The following is a 19,019-nucleotide window of genomic DNA, read 5'->3' on the forward strand; positions in this document are numbered from 1 at the left end:
CCGTCTTATCCCCGTAGCCGTGTTTCCGGGCCGCACGCCGGCCCACTGGGGCCGCCGAACGGCCGCCCACCGATGTCGAAGAGGACACTCATCATGACCAGTGTTGTTCAGGATTCCAGCGTCGAACCGCGCGCCGTCGAGACCGCCGTCCCGGCGGCAGGCGCGATCGAGACCGCCGCGTTCGAGATCGCCGCGGGGGCGAACCCACGGGGCACCGTCGTCGTGCTCGGTGGGCGGGGCGAGCGGCCGGGGGTGTACGCGCGTTTCGGGAAGCGGATCGCGTTCGACGCGTATCCCGTCCGCGTCGTCACGGGTGCCGCGGAGGATCCCGCGGCTGCGCGCACCACCGCCGAGGCGCTGCTCACCGACGCATCGCTGCCGTCACCGAAGTTCCTCGTGGGTTCGGATGCCGGGGCGGTGCTGGCGCTGCAGATCGCCTCGGGTGCCGGGCGAGTGGAGGGCGCCGAGGCGCCGACAGGCGATGCAGGCGCGTCGAGTGACCTCGCGGGCGTCGTCGTGGCCGGGTTGCCGGTGGGTGATAGTGCCGCGGCCGGGGCCGGCGCCCCAGACGCGGCGGACCTCACCGATGATGCCACCGTGAGGTCGGCGTGCCCCGTGCATCAGGGCGTGCTCGCGGACGAGGAGAATCTGACGCCCGGTGCACTCGCGCAGGCACTCCCGGAAGGGCTGGAGCTGCCGGATGCAGGCGCGGTGGGCGTCCCGGTGCTCGCGTTCCTCGGCGAGGCGGATGCGGTGATCGACGTGGATGCGGCCGAGGCGTGGCTGGGCTCCGTGCCGGATGTGCGGGTGGTGCGGGCTCCCGGCGGGCTGCACGATGTGCTCAACGACAAGATCCACCGGTCGGTCGCGGCGACGACGGTGCTGTTCCTCGAGGACCTCAAGAACGGTGGGCCGGTGCTGGGTTGAGTGCGTCGGCGCGAGCGGGTCGGCCCGGGTTCTCCTTCCGCACCCGTGTGCTCCCTCCGTGCACGTGCGGTGGAAGGACTCCTGCAGGGCGTGACAGGACCTGAGACACTGGTCGCGTGAAGATCTCAGCTCGTGGTGACTATGCCGTGCGTGCCGCTGTGGAACTGGCGGCGCATCATCCGGATCCGGTGAAGGCGAAGGACCTCGCGACGATCCAGGACGTGCCGCACCGGTTCCTCGAGGGCATCCTGTCGGACCTGCGCCGCACGGGGATCGTCGCGAGCCAGCGTGGTGGCCAGGGTGGGTACCGGCTCACTCGGGAGCCGAATGCGATCTCACTCGGGGACGTCGTCCGGGCGGTCGAGGGGCCGCTCGTGTTCGTGCGGGATTCCCGGCCCTCGGACCTCGAGTACCCGGGAAGCGCGAAACCGTTGCTCGAGGTGTGGGTGGCGCTGCGCGCCGCGGTGCGCGATGTCCTCGACACCACGACGCTCGCCGACGTCGCCGGCGGCGAACTCCCCGCTGCCGTGAAGGAGTTGTCCACCCAGTCCGACGCCTGGGAGAACTTCTGACCGATTGACCGAGCCGACACCACGTTCATAAGGCGTCGGGATCGGCGTCGTCAGAGCGCCGCCCTCGGAACGCGGAGACGATTTTCCCGACGCTGATCAGAACTGCCGGAACCGCGGTAAGCAGAGCGCTCACATCGTGCCCATTGGCGATCAGGACGCCAGCGAACGTGAGACCACCCACGGCAATGACCGGAGTCGTCGCAGCGCTCGCGACCACGCCGAACGATTCGGCTTTCGACATTCGTTCGAGATTCGCGGCCCGTCCAATGGTCGAGGCGCGCGCCATTTCGAGCACCGTCGGCAGAAGGTCGGGATGGATTTCCTCATACGCGCGCAGCGTCTCGGGGTCGGGCAGGGGCCCGGAGAATCGACTCAGCGAGACCGTCGCGACCTCGGGTCCCCAGAGAAGCGCGAGGCGGTCGGCGGAGTCGCCAGCATCATCGCCGACGATAGATCCCGTCCGACTTCCTCCCACGCTTCCGCCATCCAATCCGACGACTCCATCTCCTCGCGAAGTTTCCGGAAGTTCGTCAGATCGTCCGTGTGATAGTCCAGACCCCGACGCATGCCCCGCATGATCGCTCGGCTCATCGATGTCTTCTTCATGATTCAACTCTAACCTCGTTCGCTCGGTGGTCGCCGTGAACCGGTAGCCCCGTTCATGCACATCGGCGACTCATCGTGAGCAGGCAAAGCGTTCGAGCACCAGACCGGCCTGCGGCCTGTGGAAATCTGCATTCAGCCTCACCAGCTCAAACGCTGGTGTCCACATCAAACGAACCACACGACGGACCAATACTCACAAGCTTTCGGCGCGCTACTCACTACTCCCGCCCCGTCGCTCCCCCTGGCACTCCGGCGCGCCCCGCTGTACCCTTTTCCTATCTATCCGGTCGGATTCATCCAATCGATCGACTCAGGCGGAAACAGTCACTCCGCCGACCGCACGCGCACCGCCGACAGCACCACCGGCACCGAACCCGCCCGCACCGCCCGACCCTCAGGACTCCACCATGCGCACACTCGTTCTCCTCGCCCTCGTCGGCTTCGGCGCACAGCTCGTCGACGGCAGCCTCGGCATGGCGTACGGCGTCACGTCGACGACCCTGCTGCTCACGGTCGGCCTGAGCCCGGCGATGACCTCGGCGACCGTTCACCTCGCGGAGATCGGCACGACCCTCGCCTCCGGTGCCGCGCACTGGAAGTTCGGCAACGTCGATTGGAAGGTCGTCCGCCGGATCGGCATCCCGGGAGCTATCGGCGCGTTCCTCGGCGCCACGGTCCTCTCGAACCTGTCCACCGAGGTCGCCCAGCCCCTCATGGCGATCATCCTCCTGTGCCTCGGCGCGTACGTCCTCAGCCGGTTCACCCTCCGCGGCCTCCCCCAGCGGAAGGACACCACTCCCCTGCGTCGGCGCTTCCTCATGCCCCTCGGTGTCGTCGCCGGCTTCATGGACGCCACGGGCGGCGGCGGCTGGGGTCCGGTCGGCACTCCCGCGCTGCTGGCGAGCGGGAAGATCGAGCCCCGGAAGGTCATCGGTTCGATCGACACCTCGGAGTTCCTCGTTGCGGTGGCGGCCTCCGTCGGTTTCCTCATCGGCATCGGCACGGAGGGCATCTCGCTCACGTGGGTGCTCGCCCTGCTCGCCGGCGGCCTCGTCGCCGCTCCGATCGCGGCGTTCCTCGTCCGGATCGTCCCGCCGCGACTCCTCGGCTCGATCGTCGGCGGTTTCATCATCCTCACGAACGCCCGCACCCTGCTCACGAGCGACCTCATCGGCCTCGCCGGCACTCCGTTGTACGTGGTCTACGGTGTCATCATCGCCGTGTGGGCTGCCGCAGTGGCCTGGTCCGTCCGGGCAGTTCTCCGGGAGAAGCACACCGACGCCGAGGCGCCCCACACACCCGACACCGCGCCGGGTGACGAGCCGGAGCGCGAGCAGGCAGCGGCCCGCGGCTGAACGACCGATATGAGAAAGCCCGCCCAGAGCGCCAGGGGTCTGATCGGACATTCAGAACACACGGATAGGGTCACCTCGAGCCGGAACACAATTCCGGGAATCACATGTCCCGCTGAAGCAGACGCAAAGGTAAGAACACTGCACACCTCTCCCACCACAGTCGCCGGGAACTCTCACTGCCTCTCACTCGAGAATGCGATGAGAACCGGACAGATCGACGCTCCTGCGGTAGAGGTGACCTGGCACAGCAACAGTGGCGAGGCGGTCTTCGCACCCACATACCTCGAGCACCGTTTCGCACGAACCGACACGAAGGCGGTCTTCGTCGTCCCGGACCCGCGGATCGGAAACCGTTCGGTACACGCCCCGGACCATCCGCTCGCGTTCAAGGGCATCGATCAGAGCGTCATCGATCCGCAGACCGACAGCGCCGTGTACGGCCGTGGCGTGTCTGCCCTGCATGCGATCCGCCGTGCGAATCCGTCATGCCGGTTCATCTTCTGGAGCCTCGCCGGCAGAGAGATGCACAACCGTCGCGAGGGACGTTACGTCGTCGACGGAACCTATCGGCACCCCACATGGAACCTCGCCGAGACCGAGGCCGAGTGCGGCGACGCGACCATCAGCCTGCAGGGGCTCCTGCACGACCGTTGGTCGAGTGCCCTCCACGTCGATGCCGGAAGCCACCCGTCCTGGTACGGTCTCCGTCTTCTCATGTCGCTCATCGAGAATCCTGCGGCCGACGCGCTCGAGGTGTTCCACGACATTCTGGCGACCTCGGGACGGCCTGTCTTCGACGCGCCGGAACCGACTGTCTATTCGGGAACGTCCCACTGGCTGCGCACAGTGCAGGAGTACGCCCAGAGGGGGATCGTCTCACTCGGGCCGAACATCCATCTGTGTACGAGCGAGGACATCGTCGCGGGTCGCATCCCGTCTTCCATCACCCGCGCGTGCTACATCACGCGGACCGGCAGTGATGCGCCCGCCGACGCGCATATCGTGGAGGCCCTCATCAACGTGGTGAATCACCTGCACGCGCAATGCCCCGACTCCCGGGTCGTCTTGTGGGACCGCGCCGCGGTCATGGCAGCGGACACGAGTTTCCCATGGAGCCGGAGCGAGATCACCGAGGACGATCAGAGCCCGTACGCGGCACTTCGTCCATTCGCCCCTGAATTCCCCACGATCGAGAGCCGTGACATCGAAAAGGTCTCGCCCTCGATACAACCGACCCTCGACGGCCTCATCGCCCTCCACCGGTCGCTGGGTGGATCGGTCGAGTGGGAGCCATTTCCCGACCTTCCCTGAGCGGCCGAACAGCAGGACTCGCAGCGTTACCGGTCCCACAACCGAACGAGCCGAGGCGCCCTCGCGGCCGCCCCGGCTCGTGCAATGCCGTCAACTTTCTCATGTCACCGAAGACGTTGCCTGACCACTGCGGGATCAAGCTATCAGCCCGGGTGAGACCGGCCCACGACGACCGCCCCCGCGGTCACAATGGTTCCCAGCGGTTGTTCCCTCCGAGCAACTTCACGACATTCATCAGCCCGTGCACCGTCGGCATCATGCCCTTCGGGTGCGACACTTCGACATCGCTCGGGCGCACAAAGTTCGGTACCCCCGGGCCTTCGGTGATGACCCGGCCGACACCGGCGGCGCTCTGGAAAGCCCGATCGAGAGCCCTGTGCGAGCGCGGGTGGGCAGGAGGGTGTCGACGTGCCGGATTCAGGATGGGCGCGACCCGCGACTCCCACACGAAGATTCGCGAGTTGTACCCCTTCTGCGCCAGCCGCGTGACGATGTCCGCGGTGTGCGCGATCAACCCCTCCGCCTTGGGCCCGACTGCGGACTGTTGTCCCGAGATGAAGAAGACACCATTCACCCCTGGCTCGCGGGAGTTGTCCAACAGATCCCGGGCACTGCGGATCTCGGTCCCCGGAGCCAGCGCCACCAACCCCTTGGTCACGTACTCCCGCAGTGCCTTCAGCCAGAAAGAATCACCGGTGAGCACGAACCCGCGTGGAAGCATGAGTACAGGACGCCACATGAACTCACGGATCCCGTCGAGGTGGTCCTGCACGGAAACGTCGGGGCGGTCCGTCATCCTGCGGAAGAGTTCGAGCCCGATGTACGACGGATGGCTCGAGGTGTCGATGTGCAGCATCGACCCGAGCTCGTGATCGAGGATCGGGAGCATCGAGATCGCCTGATCACCGACCGCGTTCTCGACCTCGCCGAGGTTCCACACCGGGTGCCGGTATCGCCCGGCCTCGGTGTAGTGACCGCGGGTCCGATTACGCAGCTCCGAACCCCCGAGGCTCCAGAACACGAATCGACATGCGGGGTTCTCGTCCCGGATGCGAAGGATCGCGTCGAGAATCCTCCGGTACATCTCCGCATCGTGTTCGGGGCCGATGAGGTCCTTGGACACCCCGAAGTACGACTCTTCGTCGTCCGGGTCTACCAGGCTCCGGTTGCCGATCCTGAAGTCGGGGACGAAACAGACCGCTTCCGTCGTCGATCGGGCGAAATCCGCGGTGAGGAAGTACGGGTGGAGCATGGATGCCCTTGCGAGGTCCATCCACCGCACTTCCCTGCGAGGTGATGCGATCTGGCCCGTCTCCACCGCGTTCCGGTAACGCCGGACATGCGACGGGCCGACAACAGCAACGGGCCCGCGAGCAGACCCGCTCATGAAAGAGCGTCCAGCCGCGCCTCGAGCTTCCTGGTCTGAGCCGTGAGCTTGTTGACCTGATGACGCAGCGACACATTCATCTGGAACAGAGCGGAGAGCACTTTCGCTGGCTCGGCATCGAAGTCACGGGTTTTCACCCTGCTGCTCTCCAACCCGGTCTGCCCTCGCGCATCGAGGAGAGCGTCGACTCGGGCTCGGTCCTCCACCGTCGAGTCGGTGACGAACCTGACGTCGTCGTCCGTCGGCCAGACCGAACGGGCGAGTTCCCAGGGATCCGCGGAGAAATCGATCTCGTCCGGCTTCACATAGCGGAGCGCATCCAGAGCGTCGACGTGCGCCCCGCTGTTGTAGACGTGGTTGTAGAGGATCCGCAACAACGCGTCTTCGTCCGTGATGGAGTCGTTGGCGCGGACCTCGGGAATGGTCCCGGGTTCGATTCCGAGCAGCGAGAGAAAATCCGCCGACACGGAACCGACCGCATCGAAATTGCGCAGAAGGAAGTCCTCCCCGAAATGGTAGTCCCACTTCTCGAGTGCGGGTGCGAACTTCAGGGACTTCCGCCGAACGAAATCGTGGAACGACAGGTTCTCTCCCGAGTTCCGCTTCATCTTCACGTGCCACTGCATGAATACGGACCGCTGCCAGTTCTCGTGCCGGCGGACATAGGCGACCGCCTTCACATCGTGACCCCCGCGATTCCGCAGGGCCGTGGCGATGGCGAGGAACAGCGCCGTGTGGGAGATGAAACGCTCGTTGCTCCACACGAGCGTATGAATGCCACGCGCCTCGTAGACGGCGGCCGCGGCATCGAACGCCTCGCACACCTCGGAGAGGAGCCGCTCCCGTCCGTGCACGCGCCCGCGTTGGACGAAACCGGAGTACGCGGCGTTGAGGTCCGCGGACGGGTGCTGCCAAGGAGCAGTCCGCCGCTCCGACTTCTCGAGCATGGCACCGAGGTAGGCGATCCCGTGCTTCTGCAGTTCCGCGTCGGAACCCTCGAGGGTCTCTTGGATCGAGGTCGACCCCGTCTTCCCCATACCGATGTGCAGAATGATTCTCACGGGATTCCTCTCGCGATCTTTGGGTGGGTGGAGCCTGCGGACGGTGAGTCGTTCAGTCCAGCAGCGAGTGCCGCACGATCGACTGCTCACGGTCCGGGCCGACCCCGATGACGGACATCCGGCACCCGGAGAGTTCCTCGAGCTTGAGGACGTACTTCTGCGCGTTCTCCGGCAGGTCCTCGAAGGTCCGCGCTCCGGTGATGTCTTCCTTCCAGCCCGGGAAGTATTCGTAGATGGGCTTTGCGTGGTGGAACTCCGTCTGGGAGACCGGCATCTCGTCGTGGCGGACGCCGTCGACGTCGTAGGCCACGCACACGGGGATCTCGTCGATCCCGGAGAGCACGTCGAGCTTCGTGAGCACGTAGTCGGTGAACCCGTTGACGCGGGAGGCGTACCGGGCGACGACGGCGTCGTACCAGCCGCAGCGGCGCGGACGTCCGGTGTTCACGCCGTACTCGCCACCGGTTTTCTGCAGGTACACGCCCATGTCGTCGAAGAGCTCCGTGGGGAACGGACCGGCACCCACGCGGGTCGTGTATGCCTTGATGATGCCGACGACCCGATTGATCCGGGTGGGCCCGATTCCGGTACCGACGACTGCACCGCCGGCGCTCGGGTTCGACGAGGTGACGAAGGGGTACGTGCCGTGGTCGACGTCGAGCATGGTGGCCTGGCCGCCCTCCATAACGACGACCTTGCCCTCATCGAGCGCATTGTTGAGCAGCAGAGAGGTGTCGGTGACCATCGGGCGCAGGCGTTCCGCGAACTGGAGGAACCACTCGACCGTTTCGTCGACGTCGACGTCGCGACGGTTGTAGATCTTCACGAGGAGCTGGTTCTTCTGACGCAGCGAGCCCTCGACCTTCTGGCGAAGGATCGACTCGTCGAAGATGTCCTGGACCCGGATGCCGAGGCGCCCCGCCTTGTCCATGTACGCGGGCCCGATGCCCCGGCCGGTCGTCCCGATGGCGCGCTTGCCGAGGAAACGCTCGGTCACCTTGTCGAGCGTCTGGTGGTACGGAGCGACGAGGTGGGCGTTCGCGGAGATCTTGAGCGCGGCGGTCGAGGCGCCGCGGGACTCGAGCATCTCGATCTCCTGGAAGAGCGCTTCCAGATTCACGACGACGCCGTTGCCGATGACCGGGACGACGTTCGGGGAGAGGATGCCTGCCGGGAGGAGCTTGAGCTCGTACTTCTCGCCGCCGACGACAACCGTGTGACCTGCGTTGTTGCCACCGTTGGGCTTGACGACGTAATCCACGCGGGTGCCGAGGATATCGGTGGTCTTGCCTTTTCCTTCGTCGCCCCACTGGGCGCCGACGACCACGATTGCTGGCATGAAGTACTCACCTCGAGAGTTTTCGGGCAGCCCGGATGACCAGGCATTACCACGACAGTCTACTCGGAGGGGCTGACGCGGCGCGGCGCGGCGCGGCAATGCGTATGCGTGGCGCAGGGACAGATACGCCGAAAGGGGCACGTCCGGCCGGACGTGCCCCTTTCGGCGTCGCGATTCGGGTCAGACCGCCGGTTCGGCCACGATCGCGTCGATCGCCTCGGGGTCGGACTCGCGCAGGAACTTCTCGATGCGTGCGGCTTCCTCGGCCTCGCCGATCGCCGCGGACGCACGGCCGAGCGCGTAGAGCGCACGCAGGAACCCACGGTTCACCACGTGGGAGTACGGAATCGGACCGGCACCGCGCCATCCGGCCTGGCGCAGGGCGTCGAGCCCGCGGTGGTAACCGACACGGGCATAGGCGTAGGAGTCGACCTGACGCCCCTCGGCGAAGGCTTCGTCGGCGAGGACCGCCCACGCGAGCGAGCTGGCGGGGAGATCGCGGACGACGTCCTGCGCCTCCTCGCCCGCGTCCATGCGAGAACGGGCCTCGACGTCCGGGTGGTCCTCCGGCAGATGCGTGGGCTGGGGGCCGAGCTGGCCTGCGGAGAGATTGCCGATGAGCGAAGGGTTTCCGATGGGCTGTGACATGGTGTTTCTCCTGTACTGGCGGCCGATGACGGGACGACTGTTACTGCTTCACCGCGGACGGCTGGATGGAATAGGGGTTCTCCGCGAGAGCACCGTACACCCCGCGCTCTGCGAGTTCTCCGAGGTTCGCTTCGTCCGCGACCCCGGTCGCCCAGACCTGCAGATCGGATCCGATCCACGTGTCCAGGTCCGGAGATTCCGCCGGAACCGCGACCATCGTGGCACCGACGCCCTCGAGGTCGGCCGGGGTCACGCCTGCGAGGTCGCCCTCGTACATCGCAGTGGCGCCCTTCTCCGCCGCGACGCGGAGCGCCTCCGGGTCCCCGGAACGCACGATGACGGCGTCCATCCGACCGGCGGACTCGACCTGACCGAGCGTCTCCCCGACGAGATCGATGGACTCGACCCGGGGAACGAACACGGTGGCATCACCGAACTCCTCGAGTGCCTGCATCCAGGTGACAGGGGTTCCCGTGTCGCTCCAGCCCTCGCCGTCGTCCTGCGCCGGAGCAGGGATGTCCGCGGCGAGGAAGGTCTCCGCATCCGTCTGCTCGACCGGAGACGCCAGGCCGAGTTCCTCCTGGGCCTCGTCCGCGTCGGCGAGCACGAGGGTGCCGTCGGAGAGCCGAGCGAGGTCGACGGCCGGCAGGTAACCGAACTTCACGACCTCACCGATGGCCTCACGCGAGTTCTCGGGGTACAAGGCCTCACCCGCGCCGACGGCTCCGACGACGGGTGACTGCAGTGCCGTCACGGTGAGTGCCTCACGCGGAGCGAACGCGTTCCACGCCACGACGCCGATCACCGCGGCGAGCGCCACTCCCCCGACGATGAGGGGGGCGAAGGTGCGCGGAGCGTTCTCGTTGCGCCCGATCTTTCCCTGGACGGCGTCCAACGCATTCGGTGCGGCCTGTTGTTCGCGAGCGCGCTCCTGACGGATACGGTCCTCGCGCCGTGCACGATTGCGACGCGTCACTGTTCGACGTCACCGTCCTTCTCTCCCCGGTGCCCGGCCAGCAACTCGGGCGGGCATGCCGAGCGCACCATGTCCTCCAGAGTCCTCGAGGCCTTCCACCCCAACACCTCCGTGATCGCCGAGGCATCCGCCACCAACCGCGGCGGGTCACCTTCACGGCGCGGCCCCACAACCGGGTCCAGAGTCCGCCCGATCACCGGCGAGATCGCGTCGATCACCTCACGCACCGAATACCCGATCCCGTTCCCCGCATTGAACACCGTCTGAGCAAGCGGCTCCGCAGTCCCCGACCGGATTCCTCGCAACCTGTCGAGCGCAACCAGATGCGCCTCGGCAAGGTCCACCACGTGCACGTAATCCCGCACACACGTCCCGTCCGGAGTCGGGTAGTCATCACCATTGATCACCACGTCCTGACCGGCGAGCAAACGGTTGTACACGATCGGCACGAGATTCATCATCGCCGTATCACGCAACTCCGGAGCCCCGGCACCGGCCACGTTGAAGTACCGCAGTTTGATCGAGTTCATCCCGAACCGCGCCGCATTGTCGAGCATCCACTCACCGATGAGCTTCGTCTGCCCGTACGGGTTGATCGGCTGGCACGGGGTCTTCTCCGTAATCATATCGACGTCCGGCTGCCCGTAGGTTCCGGCCGAGGACGAGAACACCATCGTCTTCACACCAGCGTCCTGCATCGCACCGATGAGGTGCCGCATACCTTCCACATTGGCCTTGTAGTACCAGAGCGGCCGCTCCATCGACTCGCCGATCTGCTTGAGCGCCGCAAAATGGATCACAGCATCCACCTCGTGCTTCAGCATGAGCGCGCCCAGCTTCACCGTCGCATCCGCATCCGAGAGATCGAACGTCTCGAGCACAGCGTTACCGACACGCTCCGGCTTCCCGTTCGACAGGTCGTCGACGACTACAACGTCCTCTCCACGCTCCTGCAGAAGCCGTACGACGTGCGACCCGATATACCCGGCCCCGCCGGTCACCAACACTGACATTTGCCTACCTTCTCAGTCGGACGCATTCAAGGGAGTTGATTCCTGCAGTTTCGCAGACCGGCTGCGGTCCACCGAATCACCGGCACCGGAGACGAGGCCGCGGAGGAACCCTGCGCCCCAACACAGGTGCATGGTTGGGAGGACGAGTTTGAACCAGATGCGCTCGCGGATTCCACAGTCCTTCGCCCGCACCACCTCCGCACCGATGAGCGCAACATAGGCAGCGCTCGGCACATAGACGAGGGACGTGAACCGTCGAAGGAACTTCGGCCAACGAGCGGTGGTTCCGCTGAGCTGGAGAACGGCCTCGACGAGCGCTGCGGTGATCCCGAGAACCAGCACCGGTGGAGCGAAGTACCGCACCGAGTTCCGGGAGCCATGGCGCCGCACGATCTCGGCACGCCACCGGCCGGTGGCGTGGAACTGTTGCGCGAGCTGTTTCCACGTGGAACGAGGCCAGTACGTCACCCGGAGTCGGGGATCGAACCACACACGTCCGCCGGCCTCGCGGATCCGCAGGTTGAGTTCCCAGTCCTGACCGCGGCGGAGGGTCTCGTCGAACCCGCCGAGCACGTCGAACACCTCACGGCGGAAGACGCCAAGATACGCGGATTCGGATTCCTGTGCTTCGTCGCCCGAGTGATACGCAGGCCCGCCGAGGCCCATCGGAGACATGTACGCACGGGCCACGGCCTTCTGGAACGCAGTCTCTCCCCGGGCGGCCATGAGTCCGCCGGCGTTGGCGGCTCCCGTCTCCCGCAGGACGTCGATCGCGAGCGAGGTGTAGTCAGGGGTGAGTTCCGAATGTGCATCGACGCGGACGACGACCGGCGACCGGGTGGCGCGGACGGCGAGGTTGAGCCCGGTCGGGGTGTCCCCGTCCGGGTTGTGCACGACACGGACCCGAGGGTCACCGGCGGCGAGCGCCTCGACGATCTCCGTGGTGCCGTCGGTCGACGGGCCGAGCGCGAGGACGATCTCCTTCGATCCGTCGTAGTCCTGGTCGAGGATCGTCCCGACGGCCTGGGCGATGTGCTCGGCTTCGTTGAGCACGGGCATGATGTACGAAACCCCCGGGCGCTCCGGCAGTTCCGGAAGGTCGGAAGGAGCCAGTCCTGACTCGGGCGTCACTGTTTTCGGCACGGTGCGATTCTTCCACACGGCACATGAGCGGAACCTGAGCCGGAGCCCGGCGCCGGCTCAGCACCGCCGGAGTTTCACTCCGCTCGAGGAGCAACGCCCAGGAGTCTCTCCATTGCGGCCACCCCGTACTCCGCCGCGTGGCCGTCCCCGTAGGGATTCACCGCGTTGGCCATGGCGGCGTACGCCTCACCGTCGTTCATGAGGCGCGTCACTTCGTCGACGATCCGCTGCTCGGCCGTCCCGATGAGCGCGACGGTGCCGGCGTCCACGGCCTCGGGCCGTTCGGTGTTCTCCCGCAGGACGAGCACGGGCTTCCCGAGGCTCGGGGCCTCCTCCTGGATCCCGCCGGAGTCGGTGAGGACGATGTGTGCCCGCGCGATGAGGTGGGAGAACTCGCCGTATCCGACCGGTTCGATGGCGATGACGTTGTCGAGGTCCTCGACGAACGGCCGGATGGTCTCGCGCACCTTCGGGTTCTTGTGGGCCGGCCAGACGACGACGAGGTCCGGGTGGGCCTGAGCGATCCGGCGCACCGCGCGACCGATATCGACCATGTTGGGGCCGAGGTTCTCGCGGCGGTGCGTTGTGAGCAGGAGCATCGGGCGGTCGGTCTCCCGGAGGATCGCGAGCGCCGGGTCCGAGAACGTCGCGGGCTGCTGGACCGCCCAGTGCAGTGCATCGATCACGGTGTTCCCCGTGACGACGATCGTGTCGTCGGAGACACCGTCGTGGAGAAGGTTCGCGCGGGACACCTCGGTCGGGGCGAGGTGGAGCGCGGCGATCTGGGAGACGAGCTTGCGGTTCGCCTCCTCAGGGAACGGGGAGTGGAGGTCACCGCTGCGCAGGCCCGCTTCGAGGTGGACGACGGGGATCTCGCGGTTGAATGCGGCGATTCCCGCGGCCATGACCGTCGTCGTGTCGCCCTGGACGAGCACGGCATCGGGCGTGTGCTCCGCGTACACCTCGTCGATCCGGGCCATGACCTTCGCGGCGATCCCGTTGAGGGTCTGGCCGTGGGCCATGAGGTCGAGGTCGACATCGGGTTCGATGCCGAAGACGGAATTCACCTGGTCGAGCATCTCCCGGTGCTGCGCCGTGACGACAGTGCGCACGTCGAGGGTCTCCGAGGCCTCCAGCGCCCTGACGACCGGTGCGACCTTGATCGCTTCCGGCCTGGTGCCGTACACGACCATGACGACGGGGCGGGTGGTCGTGTCGGTCACTGGGTTCTCCATCGTGTGTCGTTCCGTGCCGCTCGGTCGAGGGCGATGCTCACACTAGTCGGCGTCACGCCTTCTCGAAGACGACGGTGGTGGCGGAACTGGAGACCAGGTCGATGTCGAGGGCGCCGGGCTCCGACGACGTAACGCCGGATCCCTCACCCGTGAGCGCGGACAGGGGCGTGAAACCGGTGGAGTTCTCGGCGTCGTTGGCCGGGCCGTGGATCTGCGCGGCCTCCGTGGCCCGGTATCCCTCGGGCACCGAAATGCTCACGGGATTCCCGCGGGATTCGGCTGCGTCGTTGTTGTTGACGACCGTCACGACGATCGCGTCGTCCTTCTCCACCGCATACGACCGGAGGTTCCCTCCCCCGGTGTCCTCCGTGCCGAGAACGCTGCCGCCGACGCTCAGGGACGCGAGTTCGAGCGCCGGGTGGTTGACCTGCTCACGCACCTCGCCGGAGCCACCGGAGTCACCCGACCCTTCCGTCTCCCCCACCGCGGAGCACACGACGGACATCGTGGCACCCGTGTCGCACGGACCGAGCATCGAGTGCATGTTGAGGCGCGCCACACCGAGTTCGGCTGCGTGGAGCACATAATCGACGGTCCACAGGGCAGTCGCATGAGTGCGCGACGAGGGAGTCGTTCCTGAGCACGACGTGGAACCGGTCTCCTCGACCCACAGCGGAAGACCCGCGGCTTCCGACTTCTCGAGTCCGATGCCGAGCATCTTCGCCGCCGCATCATGGACGACAGGATCGACGAGGTTCTCCGGTAGCGGCCCCCGCCCCGGAACTTCGGTCGAATCGCAGTTGTACGTCGCATACCAGTGCTGGGTGAGCGCGGTCGTGCCGGGGAAATCCGCCTCGAGGAACGCTGTGAGCCACGCGCCGTCGAAGGCACCGGGGCCCACGATCGGCGCGTCCTCACCGACGGCTCCGTCGATCGCCTCGATGTACTCGCCGGCCTGCTCGACGTATTCCTCCTCGTTCCACGAGTCCTCCCGGATCTTCAGGCCCGGACGGGTGTCGACCGTGAACCCGTTCGGTTCGTTCCCGATGGAGATCCCGATGAGGTTGTCGCCGAACACCTCCACCGCGTGAACGGCCATATCGGCACCGCGTTCGGGATCGAAGTCCCCCAGCGGTATGCCGAGAGTCACGTCGGACCCGAGCGTCTCGGCCATCCGTCCGACGCGTTCGAGGTCCTCCGGTGTCACGACGGTGTAGGAATCGTCCGGCGCGGTTTCGTCCTCGGACGTCCAGAACACCCGTCGATCGAGTGAGTTCCCACCGAATCGCAGTCCCGGCGACCCGAGTTCCGCGAGCACCTCGTCGAGGTTCCCGGTGTCCGGGTCCCACCGCTCGTCGGGGAGGTCGGTCGCCTCGAAGGACAGCCCGATGAGGTTCGACTCCACCTCGTTGTCGCTCGGTTCCCCGTCGACGACGACAGTCGCCGGTTCGCCGTCCACCGACGCCCCTCCGAATTCCTGGACGAACGGTGCGGCGCTCGTCGGATCCGGCGGCGTCGAGGGCGCTTCGTCCGACTTCGTTCCGCTGCATCCGACACCGGCCATCAGTGCAAGGGTGCCGGCGAGAGCGAAGTACCGGGTACGTGTGCGTCGCGTCATCCGTTCTGTCCTCCGTGCGTCTCCGGAAACGGCTTCGGTGAGCCGCCGCGAGGGTCTTCGAGCAACGCCACCGTGAGCGCTGTTCCGTCCTTCGGCCACGTCTCACGTGGCTCGTCGTGATTCGTGCCCAGTGTCTCCCAACGGAGCACATAGGTGTGTTTCGGATCGAACCCGTACGACTCGCCGAGATCGACGGCGACCCGGGCACCGAGCGCGGGGTCGTTCCCCCGCACGTCGGTGAGTGCACGTGGGTACACCGGTGCTCGGCCGCTCTGGGACACGAACGCGAACGACTCGTCGACGGTGAGTGTCTGCCGCGCGCCGTGGCACGAATACTCGATCGAGAGTGTCCCGTCGTCGTTCGCCTCTGCGCCTGCGACCCCGAACGGTATCGAGAGTGTGCCGGTACCTTCGAACTCCATCGGGTTGTCCCATGTCGTCAGCTGATGTGTCCGCCAGTCGCCGCCCTCGTCCGGCTCGGCCGCCCACAGTTGTACGTTGCCGTGCGCGTCGTACTTGGAATACGTCACGACGACACGGTTCCGGGAACCGAACCCGATCGCCTGCAGCCCGTTCACGAGCCCGCCCCCGGACGGGACCGGATCGACGACGTCGCCCTCACCATGCCGGAAGGGCAGCGTCAGTGGCGTGCCGTCCGCGGCGTACCACTGCACGAAGTCCTTCGTTCGCGCGTACGTGAGCACGCTGTTCGTCGCGACGTCCGGGGTGTCCCTCCACACCCACAGCATGTGGAAGAACCCGTCGGGGCCGAAGGTGGGCTGGGTCTGATAGGCGTTCCAGTCACCGTGCGGATCCTGCGTGGAACCGTTCCCGTCGAAGAGTTGCCCGTCGACCACGCTCGACCACGACTTCGACTTCTCGTCATAGCGATTCATGAACGTCGATCCGTCGCCCGACCCACCGTCACGGTAGTAGAAGAAGAGGCCACCGTTGCCCTGCCTGAGGAAGACCGGATACGTGACTCTGTCCTCGGGTGTGTTCTCCACCATCGTCGGGACGCGGGCGAGGGTGTCGATATTGCCGCCGGGCTGCGTCCGGAAGTACTCGAGTGGGGTGCCGTGCATGTTCCCGGACACGTGGAGGGCGTTGTCCCTGTCCACTGCCAGGGTCACGTAGTTGTGGCTGTCCCACCCGAGAGTCGAGTCGAGGGCTCTGTGGGTCCACCCGGACACGGGCAGCCCGTTCACCCCGATCTTCCGCTGCGCGATCGTCATGACCCGGTCGGGGTCGTAGTAGGCGACGTACTGATCCGTCTCGGTCGTGAGCAACGACTGTCCGACGTACATCCCCGCCCAGGTCCTTCCCACGTCCTCGGACCGGTCGACGACGGTCGAGGAAGTCGCAGCGGCCTTCAGGCCGGGGCTGCCGGCGGTGCATTGCGCCGGTGCGGGGAACCGTTCGATCGCCGAGGCGGTCGGAGTGGGTGGGCCGCTCGCCTCGGGGCGATCCGTCGTCGCCGTCGGAGACGGTTCGCTTCCGGTGCACCCCACCAGCAGGGCGAGGCCGAGCGTCGCGGCGACGACCGGGCGCACGTGCTGACGGGCGCCCCGCCGGCGAACGCGACCTGCCGACGCACCCACGGGTTCAGTCCCGGCCGTAGATGTCGCGCGTGTACACCTTGTCGCTCACGTCGGCGAGGACATCGGTCTGCCGGTTCGCGAGGATGACGTCCGACCGACGTTTGAATTCGTCGAGGTCACGGATCACATCCGAGCGGAAGAAGGAGTCCTCGGGGAACTCGGGCTCGTACACGACGACCTCGACGCCCTTCGCCTTGATGCGCTTCATCACGCCCTGGATGGCGGACTCCCGGAAGTTGTCCGAACCGGATTTCATGATGAGCCGGTAGATCCCGACGACGTTCGGATTGCGGCGGAGGACGTCCGTGGCGATGAAGTCCTTGCGGGTCGTGTTGGAGTTCACGACGGCCTGGACGAGGTTCTGCGGCACGTCCTGGTAGTTGGCCAGAAGCTGCTTCGTGTCCTTCGGGAGGCAGTAGCCGCCGTAGCCGAAGGAGGGGTTGTTGTAGTGCGATCCGATGCGGGGATCGAGCCCGACGCCTTCGATGATCTGGGCGGAGTCCAGTCCGTGCGTCGCCGCGTACGTGTCGAGTTCGTTGAAGTAGGCCACGCGGAGGGCGAGGTACGTGTTCGCGAAGAGTTTGATCGCCTCGGCTTCGGTGGGATCGGTGAGGAGGACGGGCACGTCGCTCTCGAGTGCGCCCTCGACGAGGAGGTCCGCGAACATCCGTCCGTCCTCGCCGCGGTCCCCCACGACGATCCGGGACGGGTGCAGGTTGTCGTAGAGCGCCTTCCCCTCTCGCAGGAACTCCGGGGAGAACACGAACCGGGTCCCCGGGTGGTCCGACTTCATCCGTTCGGTGAACCCCACCGGCACGGTCGACTTCACCACGATGAGCGGGTTCGTCTGCGCGGCGATCACCTGTGCCACGACGGATTCGACCGAGGAGGTGTCGAAGAAGTTCGTTCGCTCGTCGTAGTTCGTCGGCGTTGCGATCACCACGACGTCGGCGTCTGCGTACGCCGCGTCCCCGTCCGTCGTCGCCACGAGGTCGAGGTCCCGGGTGGACAGGTACTCGGAGATCTCCGCATCGACGATCGGTGAGATGCCGGCGTTGATGAGATCGACTTTCTCCTGCGAGAGGTCCACCGCGACGACCGAGTGGTTCTGCGCGAGCACGATGGCGTTCGAGAGGCCCACATAGCCGGTACCGGCGATAGCGATCTTCACGATGGGGATTCCGTTCGGTCGAGGTCGGGACGGGACGAATCTGCTGTGGCGAAGGCGCACGGCCTCCGCATCACGATGACTTCATGATCGCATCGAGGGCATGAGAGGTAGATGAGATGTCTCGTGCCCCGTCCTGCTCGTAATAGGGCACATGGGCGGTGAGTCGGCCGCACGCAGCGTCGATCGCCCGCTGTGGTCTGTGCGGTCGATCGCGGGTGCGGATGTCCCCGAGTTCGATCGTGCGGCAGTCCGGGCTCGCGAATGCCGACAGGTGGAGGGCGGATCCCACTGCACCTGCCAGCACGGGCGCCTGCGACGCAACACGGATCTGCTCGTCCACGGGGTGTTCCTGCGGGTGGAAGACGCGGAACCCGCGCGCGGCGAATTCCCGGTCGAGAAGCGGATCCGTTCTCGTCCTCCGTGGGTCGCTGGTCAACCTGCTCCTCGACAGGAAGACGGGTTCGCCGGCCGTATGGGCGTTCGGCGACATCCGCTCCCACTGCCGCACCGCGGTCGGATGCACCATCGAACTGAGGAAGACGGTCCGCGAGGGCACGACGAGGTGGTCGACCCGGGCCCACCCTGTATTCACGAGAGTCTGCGCGGCACCCCAGCCGGCGCGGGTGATGAGCGTGGTCTGCCACGGCTTGATCGCCTCGGTGCCGACGAACCGGTGGTAGACGACTCCTGCGACAGGTCGGGGGTCCGGCCACAACCGCGTGACGGTCTCGGTGATGAAATGCCCGAACTCCGGCATCCAGTGGCCGCCGTAGAGCCATGTGCCCCGGAGGTGGACCATGTCCCTGCCGAGGTCCTCCGGCGGCAGGGAGCGGGGGTTGTCCTCGACCACGAGGCCGCCCGGGCCGCTGAGGCGGAGGGATTCCTCGACCAGGGTGCCGGCCGCGGTGTAGACCGCGCCACGGAGTTTCCTTCGCCTCCCCTCCGCACGGACGGCGAACGGTGAGAGAACCGCATTGTCGACGTCGCGGATGCCTACGTTCATCTCGATTTCCGCGGGCGGTGTCGCGCGTTCCCACCGGACCAGGTCTTCTACGC

Annotated in this window: 17 protein-coding genes; 4 read left to right on the forward strand and 13 right to left on the reverse strand. The window is 66.5% G+C overall.

The features are described from left to right. Nucleotides 1-93: 93 nt before the first annotated feature. Both ABD172_RS13525 and ABD172_RS13530 read left to right on the forward strand, forming a co-directional pair. The gene (locus ABD172_RS13525; protein ID WP_344310460.1) at nt 94-927 is read left to right on the forward strand and encodes an alpha/beta hydrolase; all 834 of its coding nucleotides are present in this window, start codon (nt 94-96) and stop codon (nt 925-927) included. Nucleotides 928-1,043: 116 nt separating this feature from the next. Next, nucleotides 1,044-1,499 (forward strand): RrF2 family transcriptional regulator, encoded by a 456-nt coding sequence (locus ABD172_RS13530; RefSeq protein WP_344310462.1) that lies wholly within the window; start codon nt 1,044-1,046, stop codon nt 1,497-1,499. A gap of 25 nt (nt 1,500-1,524) precedes the next feature. Here ABD172_RS13530 and ABD172_RS13535 read toward each other — a convergent pair whose 3' ends face one another. Further along, nucleotides 1,525-1,989 carry a hypothetical protein gene (locus ABD172_RS13535; RefSeq protein ID WP_344310464.1) on the reverse strand — a complete coding sequence of 155 codons (465 nt, stop codon included), beginning with the start codon at nt 1,987-1,989 and terminating at the stop codon, nt 1,525-1,527. Between the two features lie 523 nt (nt 1,990-2,512). Here ABD172_RS13535 and ABD172_RS13540 point away from each other — a divergent pair. Together ABD172_RS13540 and ABD172_RS13545 are read left to right on the forward strand one after the other, a co-directional pair. After that, nucleotides 2,513-3,460: a sulfite exporter TauE/SafE family protein gene (locus ABD172_RS13540; RefSeq protein WP_344310466.1), complete on the forward strand. Its 948-nt coding sequence runs from the start codon at nt 2,513-2,515 to the stop codon at nt 3,458-3,460. A gap of 198 nt (nt 3,461-3,658) precedes the next feature. After that, nucleotides 3,659-4,771: a hypothetical protein gene (locus ABD172_RS13545; RefSeq protein ID WP_344310468.1), complete on the forward strand. Its 1,113-nt coding sequence runs from the start codon at nt 3,659-3,661 to the stop codon at nt 4,769-4,771. A gap of 184 nt (nt 4,772-4,955) precedes the next feature. Here the strand turns inward: ABD172_RS13545 and ABD172_RS13550 are convergent, their stop codons facing one another. From ABD172_RS13550 to ABD172_RS13605, 12 genes are all read right to left on the reverse strand, one after another. After that, a complete protein-coding gene (locus ABD172_RS13550) occupies nt 4,956-6,044 on the reverse strand; it encodes a hypothetical protein (protein WP_344310470.1) in 1,089 nt (362 codons plus the stop codon). A gap of 110 nt (nt 6,045-6,154) precedes the next feature. Beyond that, on the reverse strand, nt 6,155-7,219 hold the full coding sequence (locus ABD172_RS13555) for a hypothetical protein (protein WP_344310472.1): 1,065 nt from the start codon (nt 7,217-7,219) through the stop codon (nt 6,155-6,157). A gap of 52 nt (nt 7,220-7,271) precedes the next feature. Further along, nucleotides 7,272-8,558 (reverse strand): adenylosuccinate synthase, encoded by a 1,287-nt coding sequence (locus ABD172_RS13560; RefSeq protein ID WP_344310474.1) that lies wholly within the window; start codon nt 8,556-8,558, stop codon nt 7,272-7,274. A 180-nt stretch (nt 8,559-8,738) separates the two neighbouring features. Further along, the gene (locus ABD172_RS13565; protein ID WP_344310475.1) at nt 8,739-9,206 is read right to left on the reverse strand and encodes a DUF3151 domain-containing protein; all 468 of its coding nucleotides are present in this window, start codon (nt 9,204-9,206) and stop codon (nt 8,739-8,741) included. A gap of 40 nt (nt 9,207-9,246) precedes the next feature. Next, nucleotides 9,247-10,182, reverse strand: a complete 936-nt coding sequence (locus tag ABD172_RS13570) for a hypothetical protein (RefSeq protein WP_344310477.1) — start codon at nt 10,180-10,182, stop codon at nt 9,247-9,249. Then, nucleotides 10,179-11,195 carry a UDP-glucose 4-epimerase GalE gene (galE, locus tag ABD172_RS13575; protein ID WP_344310479.1) on the reverse strand — a complete coding sequence of 339 codons (1,017 nt, stop codon included), beginning with the start codon at nt 11,193-11,195 and terminating at the stop codon, nt 10,179-10,181. Before galE ends, ABD172_RS13570 begins: the two co-directional genes overlap by 4 nt. Nucleotides 11,196-11,207: 12 nt before the next feature. Then, nucleotides 11,208-12,338: a glycosyltransferase family 2 protein gene (locus ABD172_RS13580; RefSeq protein ID WP_344310481.1), complete on the reverse strand. Its 1,131-nt coding sequence runs from the start codon at nt 12,336-12,338 to the stop codon at nt 11,208-11,210. Nucleotides 12,339-12,412: 74 nt separating this feature from the next. Beyond that, nucleotides 12,413-13,531 carry a non-hydrolyzing UDP-N-acetylglucosamine 2-epimerase gene (wecB, locus tag ABD172_RS13585; protein ID WP_344310505.1) on the reverse strand — a complete coding sequence of 373 codons (1,119 nt, stop codon included), beginning with the start codon at nt 13,529-13,531 and terminating at the stop codon, nt 12,413-12,415. A 94-nt stretch (nt 13,532-13,625) separates the two neighbouring features. After that, nucleotides 13,626-15,191 carry a hypothetical protein gene (locus ABD172_RS13590; RefSeq protein ID WP_344310483.1) on the reverse strand — a complete coding sequence of 522 codons (1,566 nt, stop codon included), beginning with the start codon at nt 15,189-15,191 and terminating at the stop codon, nt 13,626-13,628. Further along, nucleotides 15,188-16,744, reverse strand: a complete 1,557-nt coding sequence (locus ABD172_RS13595; RefSeq protein ID WP_344310484.1) for a BNR repeat-containing protein — start codon at nt 16,742-16,744, stop codon at nt 15,188-15,190. Before ABD172_RS13595 ends, ABD172_RS13590 begins: the two co-directional genes overlap by 4 nt. Before the next feature lie 52 nt (nt 16,745-16,796). Beyond that, nucleotides 16,797-17,963, reverse strand: coding sequence for a nucleotide sugar dehydrogenase (locus tag ABD172_RS13600; protein ID WP_344310486.1), 1,167 nt, complete (start codon nt 17,961-17,963; stop codon nt 16,797-16,799). Between the two features lie 70 nt (nt 17,964-18,033). Next, a complete protein-coding gene (locus ABD172_RS13605; protein WP_344310488.1) occupies nt 18,034-18,966 on the reverse strand; it encodes a glycosyltransferase family 61 protein in 933 nt (310 codons plus the stop codon). Nucleotides 18,967-19,019 lie beyond the last annotated feature (53 nt).

This window comes from Brevibacterium samyangense, from assembly GCF_039529845.1.
GTDB classification, from domain to species: domain Bacteria; phylum Actinomycetota; class Actinomycetes; order Actinomycetales; family Brevibacteriaceae; genus Brevibacterium; species Brevibacterium samyangense.

What these genes read in the sequence shown, in the direction of transcription:
- wecB (WP_344310505.1), bottom strand. Translation starts at nt 13,531, where the DNA reads ATGGTCGTGTACGGCACCAGGCCGGAAGCGATCAAGGTCGCACCGGTC.
- ABD172_RS13565 (WP_344310475.1), bottom strand. Translation starts at nt 9,206, where the DNA reads ATGTCACAGCCCATCGGAAACCCTTCGCTCATCGGCAATCTCTCCGCA.
- ABD172_RS13525 (WP_344310460.1), top strand. Translation starts at nt 94, where the DNA reads ATGACCAGTGTTGTTCAGGATTCCAGCGTCGAACCGCGCGCCGTCGAG.
- ABD172_RS13560 (WP_344310474.1), bottom strand. Translation starts at nt 8,558, where the DNA reads ATGCCAGCAATCGTGGTCGTCGGCGCCCAGTGGGGCGACGAAGGAAAA.
- galE (WP_344310479.1), bottom strand. Translation starts at nt 11,195, where the DNA reads ATGTCAGTGTTGGTGACCGGCGGGGCCGGGTATATCGGGTCGCACGTC.
- ABD172_RS13545 (WP_344310468.1), top strand. Translation starts at nt 3,659, where the DNA reads ATGAGAACCGGACAGATCGACGCTCCTGCGGTAGAGGTGACCTGGCAC.
- ABD172_RS13540 (WP_344310466.1), top strand. Translation starts at nt 2,513, where the DNA reads ATGCGCACACTCGTTCTCCTCGCCCTCGTCGGCTTCGGCGCACAGCTC.
- ABD172_RS13590 (WP_344310483.1), bottom strand. Translation starts at nt 15,191, where the DNA reads ATGACGCGACGCACACGTACCCGGTACTTCGCTCTCGCCGGCACCCTT.
- ABD172_RS13605 (WP_344310488.1), bottom strand. Translation starts at nt 18,966, where the DNA reads ATGAACGTAGGCATCCGCGACGTCGACAATGCGGTTCTCTCACCGTTC.
- ABD172_RS13550 (WP_344310470.1), bottom strand. Translation starts at nt 6,044, where the DNA reads ATGGACCTCGCAAGGGCATCCATGCTCCACCCGTACTTCCTCACCGCG.